At 64.3% G+C, this 5,715-nt stretch carries 6 protein-coding genes and 2 pseudogenes; all 8 read right to left on the reverse strand.

All coding sequences use genetic code 11. The features are described 5' to 3' along the window. A pseudogene (locus tag FYJ31_RS12310) lies at positions 1-395 on the reverse strand (GH25 family lysozyme); the annotation flags it as partial. After that, positions 388-762 carry a hypothetical protein gene (locus FYJ31_RS13000; RefSeq protein WP_229774126.1) on the reverse strand — a complete coding sequence of 125 codons (375 nt, stop codon included), beginning with the start codon at positions 760-762 and terminating at the stop codon, positions 388-390. The gene FYJ31_RS13000 and the pseudogene FYJ31_RS12310, both read right to left, overlap by 8 nt. A 24-nt stretch (positions 763-786) precedes the next feature. Then, positions 787-1,236 carry a hypothetical protein gene (locus tag FYJ31_RS12320; RefSeq protein ID WP_154536807.1) on the reverse strand — a complete coding sequence of 150 codons (450 nt, stop codon included), beginning with the start codon at positions 1,234-1,236 and terminating at the stop codon, positions 787-789. 22 nt (positions 1,237-1,258) lie between these two features. Further along, a complete protein-coding gene (locus FYJ31_RS12325) occupies positions 1,259-1,480 on the reverse strand; it encodes a hypothetical protein (RefSeq protein ID WP_154536808.1) in 222 nt (73 codons plus the stop codon). A 260-nt stretch (positions 1,481-1,740) separates the two neighbouring features. After that, positions 1,741-2,367, reverse strand: coding sequence for a hypothetical protein (locus FYJ31_RS12330; RefSeq protein ID WP_154536809.1), 627 nt, complete (start codon positions 2,365-2,367; stop codon positions 1,741-1,743). A 36-nt stretch (positions 2,368-2,403) separates the two neighbouring features. Further along, entirely contained in the window at positions 2,404-2,574 is a 171-nt protein-coding gene (locus tag FYJ31_RS12595; protein WP_168796064.1) for a hypothetical protein, read from the reverse strand. Positions 2,575-2,576: 2 nt separating this feature from the next. Next, positions 2,577-3,146, reverse strand: a complete 570-nt coding sequence (locus FYJ31_RS12335) for a hypothetical protein (RefSeq protein WP_227485092.1) — start codon at positions 3,144-3,146, stop codon at positions 2,577-2,579. A gap of 13 nt (positions 3,147-3,159) precedes the next feature. After that, a pseudogene (locus FYJ31_RS13005) lies at positions 3,160-5,715 on the reverse strand (hypothetical protein); the annotation flags it as partial.

Consider the following 5,715-nt stretch of genomic DNA (forward strand, 5'->3'; position numbering starts at 1 on the left):
AGGGCGACGATGCCGTGACGCCAATAGTTCGACGTGTTGGCGTAGAAGAACTGGGCCTCGGCCTCGGGGTTGCCACCCATGGCGTAATGGTAGAGGCCGAACCGTTTGCCGGACGCCTGCGCCTGGGCGATCATACGGTTCGCATCCGTGTTGACGCCGGACACGAGGCAGTTGTTGTACACCTGTCCCGTGCCCCACGTGGTGCCGACCACGATGAAGTCGGCCTGCATGTTGTACACGTCAGCGCCGCACTGCCAGTTGGACATGTCCACGCCCTGCATGTCCGCGTGGGCGGTCGCGGGGAGCGTCATCATGCACATGGCGGCGATCAGCGCCATACCCTTGGCGGTCAGCCGCTTCCACCACGGTTTCGGCTTGTCCTTGTTTTTAACCAATGTTTCCCCTTTCTGTGGGATGTTTGTTTGTTTGTTTGTGGCCCACGGTCGTGGGCCGGGATTGTCGGGGCGCTATCGGCGCGCTCTGGATGTCGTCGTTCAACGCGGTGCCGTGCCCGTTGCCGCCGAGCTCGTGGTACACGTCGTAGAGGCGTTGGCTGCGGCCTTTGAGGTCCTCGTCGGCTATGCCGTCGCGGGCGACCATTTCGGCGCGCAGGTCCTCGAGCCGGCACAACAGGAGCTCTCGCACGGCCTGCTCCAACACGGACGTCCGGTCGAAGCGTTTGAGCATCCACGCGGTCAGGGTGCCGGTCGCCCCGCTGCCGAGGATCGTGCCCGCGAAAGTGAGCCATACGGTCAGGGTCATGTAGGCATACGCCTCCTCCTTGGGTCAGTCGAGTGGCATCGAACTGCCGGTGAACAAGGGGAACCGGGGGAGGAGTTGTTGGACGGTCGGCCATTCGTCGGCCTCGTACACGGCCATGGCCTCCAACAGGAGGCTGCCACTGCCTTGGCAGTAGATGCTGCGGTTGCCGTCCCCGTTGATCTTCGCCGCCGTCCATGCGGCACCCGATGGGGTCGTGCCGGAGACGAGTGTCATGCCGTTCTCCACTGCCACGCTCAGCCCGCTGGTGGCCGTGTAGGCGACGACCACGACACGGCCCAGTCTCATCAATTCACGCCAGCTATACCAGTCGATTATCGACCAGCTATTGTTGCCGGTATTCGTGTAGCGGAAGTGCCCGTCGATGTGCTCGACATTCACGCCACTGCCGTTGGACCACGTGCTTAACCGCTTGTGGCATGAGGGGTCGGTGTACAGGTTGGTGATGTAGCTCATGCCGCCACCCCCAGTCCGAAATCTAGGGCATTGGCATCATGTCGCCGCGAAACCAGTCGAGACCCAGCGCCTTGAGCTGCGGCCAATCGGTTTTCGGACCGATGTACAGGTGATCCCATATCGCGGAACAGCCCGTGCCCGATGGGGCGCACACTCGCCACGTCAGAGTTTCCGTGCCCTCGGGCACCGTGAACTCGTAGGCGTAGTTCTTCGCCTCCACTACGTCTTGACCTCTGTTCAACATTTGGACGAAGTTTCCGCTCCAGACCGGCAGAACGCCGTTGAGCGGGTTTTGCACCCCCGATCCTGGGAGCGTAGCCTGCCGGCAGCGGGCGGCTATCACCCATACTCCCGGCTCGGGTATCGGAATTCCCGCCCATTGGGCGAAGACCTCGCTCTGTCCAGCCTCCGGAATGGCCGCGAGGCTGAGCGTGCCGAGAGGCGACTCCGTGATATTGCCCGACGAGCCGGAGCGTCCGCATGTCATGTAGTTGCGTACATACGTCATGCGGCCACCACCCAGTCAGAGCGGTGAGCGCGAACAGCCAGACGACGGCGTTTAAGCCAGCCCCCCCCTAATGGCAGTGGCATGAGGTTTCCGGCGAACGGGCTGCCTGGCGCGAGCAGTTGGAGCTCCTCGTAGTCGGCCTTGGCGCCGACGAAGATGCACCACATGTTGATGCGTTGGCCGGCCTTGCCGGGGGCGCGGAAGACGATTTGGGGAGGCTCCTTACGCTCTCCGGGTATCGTGAACTCCGCACTCATGCCGCCGTTCGTGCCGCCGAGCGTACGCCACGTGCCGCTCCTGTCGTAGCCCCAGCATTCCAGCCAGCTGCCGTGCAGGGGTCTGCCCCCCTCGTCGGCGTAGGTGTTCGCGGCGAGCACGAGCGGCGTCTCCCTTGGCAGGCCGGGGTGCGGGACCTGGGCGAAGCCGTCGCCGTCGTTGATGGTGGTCAGGTTGACGCCCGGATACAGGCTCGGCGGCTTGTACTCGCTGACGTATCCGACCGTGCAGTTATGCGCGTCGGCTCCCGGTCGGGGGCCGGACGGGTCGAACATGGGATTGAGGTAAAAGTTGTGCAGATACACCATGCCTTTCCCCTTTCTGTTTTCGGGTATGAGAAAAGCCACCCCGTGGGGTGGCTTTCGGGAAAATGGTTTGGCTGATTACTTGTTTTCGGCCTGCTTGGCCTCGAGCTCGGCGATCCTGCGCTGCAGGGCGTTGACCTGCGCCTTGGCGATGGCGAGGTCCACGCTCAGACTGCTGATCTGCTGGCTCAATGTGGCGATCACGTCGCTCGCGTCCGCGGCCACGGTGGTTTCGGTTTTGTCTTTCATGGTTATCTCCTATCGGTGATTGGTGGGGTTATCGCGTCGATGAACTTTTCACGCGCGGTTTGGATTTCCGCGGCGTGTTCGGCGAGCAGGGTTTCGAGGCTCGTGGCGTCCACGCCGGCGGGCAACCGTATCGACGGTTCCGGTTCGTCGGTCGTGGATTCGGCCACCGCCTGCGCGGCGGCGATGGCCGCGTCCGCCTCATACGGGTCGGTGACGGTGGAGTCCAGGCCCAACAGCCGGCGGGTCTCCGCACGCCCGTCGGGAGCCAACGCCCCGGTGGGCGTGAACGCGCGGTGCAGCGAGGCGGCGCGAACCTGATTCAGATCCTCAAGCGCGTCATGCTCCACCTGCTCGTAGGCGCTGGTCCACGCATGACGCGCGGTCTCCCGGTCGATGATGCCGGGATCCTTGGCCTGCATGATCGCCGCGACCGTCTCCACGTCACTGCCGGTGCCCAACAGTTCCCCCCATGCGGCGATGGTCTCCAACGAGACCATGCCGCACGCGGTCTGCCCGGTGTCCGGGTTGGTGCGTGGCATGAGCAGCATGCCGTCCTCCACCATAAAATCCATTACGGTGCCCTCCTTATTTACGTAGATATGCCAGGGCGCTCACGTATATATCCTGGCCGCGTTCCCCGTACCCGTAGATGGTCGTGCTCGAGGCGGTGTCGCCGCCCGTATGCGCGGTCGCGAAAGAGACGGTCGCCGCCGGGTTCACCACCCACCGGTAGTAGCCGTATTTCGCCGGGGTGTACGTCATGGTGGTGGAGGTGTAATAGCCGGTGCCGGCCCCGCCCCACCACGCCTTCCAGAAGGCCGTGAGGAACGTCGCCCTGTCCGTGAATCCGCCGACGAAACCTCCCATGTACAGGTATCCGCTGTCGATGTCGGCTTGGATGCCGACTCGGCCATTGGGGTCCTGCGCGGCGAGCGTGGCGGTCGTGTCCCCGGTCTTGGGAGACCACAGAGTTAGGTAGGCGCGCTTTTTGCCGGTATCGGGCGATTCATAGTCCTGATATGCGGCGAGGAACACGGTGCCGCCCTTGGTGGTGTTGTCGGAGCCCTTGCGTTCGCCGATTCTGGCGAACGCGCCGGGGTCGTGCTCCGCGCGGTAGCCGCCGTTGAACGTGAGCGCGCTGACTTCGCCCTCCTGCTGCGTGGTGGACTCGACCGCGATGTACGGGTGTTTGTACGAGCCGGTGCCGTGGTAGAACTGGATGCCCGCGCCCTCCAACTCGTCCGTGCCATCGATCTCGAACTGCCGGAACGAGGGGCTTATCATCACCCTGTTGCCCGACAGGCCGGTCTGGAACGTGCCGGTCAGCAGGTTGTTCGCGCCCTCGCCGTCCAGATGCACCGTGTGGCTGCGCTTCGAGTCCCACATGTCCAGCGCGTTGCCCCGCAGCTTCCAACCCGTGTTATCCGCAGTGCTGGACTGGACGACCGGCGCGTTGATGACGGTGCTGGTCATGACTCCCGCGTTGACGGTGGGCGCGGTCAGGGTGCCGTTGGCGAGTATGCCGCCGTCCATCTTCAGGTTGCCGTTGGTGTCCAGCGCGAATTTCGCGTTGCCCGAGGAATCGTAGCCGACGAGTCCGCCGCTGGTGAGCTTGACGCCCCTGTTCGCGATGCCCGTGGTCTGTATGATCGAGCCGGTGACGGTCACGCCGGAGAGCGTGCTGCCGCTGGTCAGCGAGCCCTTCATGGTCACGCTGCCGTCCATCGACCTCGCGTACAGGGTTATGCTCCCGTTGGCGTCCCTCAGCACGAGGCCGTCATCGTTCCACAGCATGCGCCCGTTCGTGGTCGTGATCGTCGAACCGGTGACCTGGCTGGCCTTCACGGTGCCGACGAGGGTCACGCTGCCGGTGGCCGAGTCCGCCGCCAGCGTGCTGGTGCCGGAGGCGTTCTTCAGAACGATTCCCGCGTCGTTGATGGTCAGCCCGCCGTTCGCGGTCCTGTAGACGGCGCTGGTGATCGTGCCGCCCGTGATGGTCGGCGCGCTCATGCTCGCGTCCGACACGATCGGCGCGTCCATGGTCAGCTGCCATTTGCCGCTCGAATCGCTGGCGAAGCTCAGCAGGTGCCGGTTGCGGTCGCTGAATATGATGCCCGAGTCGGTGATGGTCACGTTGCCGCCCTCGGTGCGGTACGTGCCGCCGACGATGGTGCGGCCGTGGAAGAACTCCGCGTCCACAAGCTGCGCGGTGATCGAGCCGGTGGCGATGATGTTGCTGGCGACGAGGTTGAACTCGTTCCACTGCGTGCCGTCGAACTGTCTCACGGCGGTGACGCGCGAGCTCAACGGCACGAGCACGCTCGCACTGTCGTTCGCCGCGCCCTCCCAATACGTGTAGAAGTCCGCCAGCAGTGAGGTGCTGTTGTTCGCCTCGCCGAGCCAACGGGTCCAGTATTTCTGGGTTACGAACCAGAAGTCGCCGGCCCTCACCGTGTTCGACTTGTCGTTGCGCGGGTCGTCGGGCCCCTTGAAGATGGAGTGCATGCCGTCGGCGGTCTTCTGCGCGTTGACCGCGTTGTCGTAGGCGTCCTGGGCCTTCTTCTCGGCCTCGGCCAGCGCCTTGTCGGTGGCGGCCTTGTTCGCGTTGATCGTCTTGTTCGCCGCCGCGAGGTCGTCCGACACCTTCTTGGTGGCGGCGTCCTGCGCCTTGTCCACTGAGGCCTGCGCGTTCTTGTTGTCGGTGATGGCCTGCGCGTTCTTCGACACGTCGGCCCTTATCGCCGCGTCGGCCTTGTCCTGCGCCTCCTTGTTCGCCTCGATCCGCGCGCCGGTCTCGGTGAGTTTTTTGTCGACCACGGCGACCTGCTGGGCCGCGTCGTTCTTCGCCGCCGCCAGAATCTGTTCGGCGCTCTTGTTCAGATCCTCCTGCGTGAGCACCGGGGCGACCTTGACGCTGGCACCCGCGCTCCACGCCGACTTGTTGCCGGAATGATCGACGCTCCTGAGCGCGAACCACCATGTGCTGTTCAGTTCAAGCCCGGTCACATGGCAGTAGCCGTCACGCGCCACGCTATCCCGGTATTTCCAATTCCCGTTCGAATCGGAAATGCCGACCTCCACGTGGTCGAAGTCCAGCTCCATGCCGCCGCCGGCATTGTTCCTGCCGTCCCACTGCACGTC

The sequence above is a fragment of the Bifidobacterium sp. WCA-178-WT-4B genome, assembly GCF_009696495.1.
Classification (GTDB): Bacteria; Actinomycetota; Actinomycetes; order Actinomycetales; family Bifidobacteriaceae; genus Bifidobacterium; species Bifidobacterium infantis.

What these genes read in the sequence shown, in the direction of transcription:
- FYJ31_RS12335 (WP_227485092.1), bottom strand. Translation starts at nt 3,146, where the DNA reads ATGGATTTTATGGTGGAGGACGGCATGCTGCTCATGCCACGCACCAAC.
- FYJ31_RS13000 (WP_229774126.1), bottom strand. Translation starts at nt 762, where the DNA reads ATGACCCTGACCGTATGGCTCACTTTCGCGGGCACGATCCTCGGCAGC.
- FYJ31_RS12595 (WP_168796064.1), bottom strand. Translation starts at nt 2,574, where the DNA reads ATGAAAGACAAAACCGAAACCACCGTGGCCGCGGACGCGAGCGACGTG.
- FYJ31_RS12320 (WP_154536807.1), bottom strand. Translation starts at nt 1,236, where the DNA reads ATGAGCTACATCACCAACCTGTACACCGACCCCTCATGCCACAAGCGG.
- FYJ31_RS12325 (WP_154536808.1), bottom strand. Translation starts at nt 1,480, where the DNA reads ATGTTGAACAGAGGTCAAGACGTAGTGGAGGCGAAGAACTACGCCTAC.